The 1,247-nt window shown below is 59.8% G+C and carries 2 protein-coding genes and 1 pseudogene; all 3 read right to left on the bottom strand.

Annotation, left to right across the window (positions count from 1 at the left end; genetic code table 11):
- A pseudogene (locus X742_RS140470) lies at window positions 1–358 on the bottom strand (response regulator transcription factor); the annotation flags it as partial.
- A complete protein-coding gene (locus X742_RS140475) occupies window positions 355–990 on the bottom strand; it encodes a TadE/TadG family type IV pilus assembly protein (RefSeq protein ID WP_023775605.1) in 636 nt (211 codons plus the stop codon). The gene X742_RS140475 and the pseudogene X742_RS140470, both read right to left, overlap by 4 nt.
- A partial coding sequence (locus X742_RS1000000175115) for a hypothetical protein (protein WP_023775604.1) occupies window positions 984–1,247 on the bottom strand: 264 nt, incomplete at its 5' end. The genes X742_RS140475 and X742_RS1000000175115, both read right to left, overlap by 7 nt.

Raw genomic sequence — 1,247 nt, 5'->3', positions numbered from 1 at the left:
TGCCGTCAAGCGGCTTGTGCAGCCAGTCCGAGGCATTCATGCGCACCAGGACGCGCGTCTGCTCCGACGTCAGCTCGTCGGAAACCGCGATCAGGGGCACACCAGCCCACAGCGCGCGCGCCTCGACAATGCCTGGACTGCCAAGCAATTCGCCTTTGCCGAGATCGAGTATGACGATGCCCGGACGCGTGTCCGCCGGCGGCCCCTTGAGGAAGTCGCTCGTCTCGGCGACCCGCACATCATAGATCGCCAGCGCATCGAGCCGCGTCGCCACATCGCGCTTGAAATTCGGATCCGACGAAAACAGCGCGACCTGCTTTCGCTTGGTCGGGGTAACCTTGGTGCTGATGGCGTTCATGGATAGGTGCTCTTCATGTCTTCGCCCGTGACCGTGCTCAGCATGGAGGGCATGGTGATGGTTCCGAATCCGAGCAGCCCACCCAGGAAGAAGAACTGGAAGGGATGATTGGTGATGCTGACGGTGATGGTTGGTACCGGGCCGCTGGGGCGCGTCCAGTAACCGAGGCCGGAGGCCTGATATTGGATCCGCACCTCGGACTTCGCCAGCATTGGCAGGAAAGTCTGCATTCCGGCCCGGCTGCTGTTGCCGCTGAAAATGAAATCAAAAGCGGCTTGGCTTACATTGAGGTTCTGACACGTAGCGCCCACCCCACAAGTGCAAGTGACGCTTCCCGCGGTATTGGCGGTGCAGATATAGTTGTAGGTGTTTGCAGCCACCGCGGTGCCGATTTTAGTTACATCGCTCTGCGTTATCGTCTCCACCAGGAGCCCGCTGGCGACAGGTGTAGAAATCTGCGCCAGCCTTGCGCCGGCTTGCACCGCTTTGTTCCCTGCATTCCATTGGTAAAAGGCGTAGCCGAAATCGACGAAGCCAAGCAGAAGCGTCAACAGTAGCGGCATCACTATGGCCATTTCGACCATAGTCGCTCCGGACTGGTTGGCCCAAAACTTGATGCGCTCCGTCACCATCCAATGACTCGTTCCTGATGGGACACGCTCAGCGTGAGAGCACCAAAGCCGAGAGACGACCAGAAGCCGACGTCGGAATAAGAATAGGTGGTACTGACGTCCACGACATCGACAGTGCTCTTGCTGCTAAGATAAAGCTGCGTGCCCGTGGCCACATCAACCGCGTCCAGCGAGCGCGCCATGGTGATGTCAACTGCCGCTGGCAGCCATCCGGTCACCCTGGCGCTGCCGTTGGTGACCGCCCCATTGGCGGCAAG

Origin of the sequence: Mesorhizobium sp. LNHC229A00 (genome assembly GCF_000502415.1) — a bacterium.
GTDB lineage: Bacteria > Pseudomonadota > Alphaproteobacteria > Rhizobiales > Rhizobiaceae > Mesorhizobium.
This window is presented reverse-complemented; position numbering and strand designations above follow the sequence as displayed.

Coding starts and splice junctions, on each gene's coding strand:
- X742_RS140475 (WP_023775605.1), bottom strand. CDS start 990: ATGGTGACGGAGCGCATCAAGTTTTGGGCCAACCAGTCCGGAGCGACT.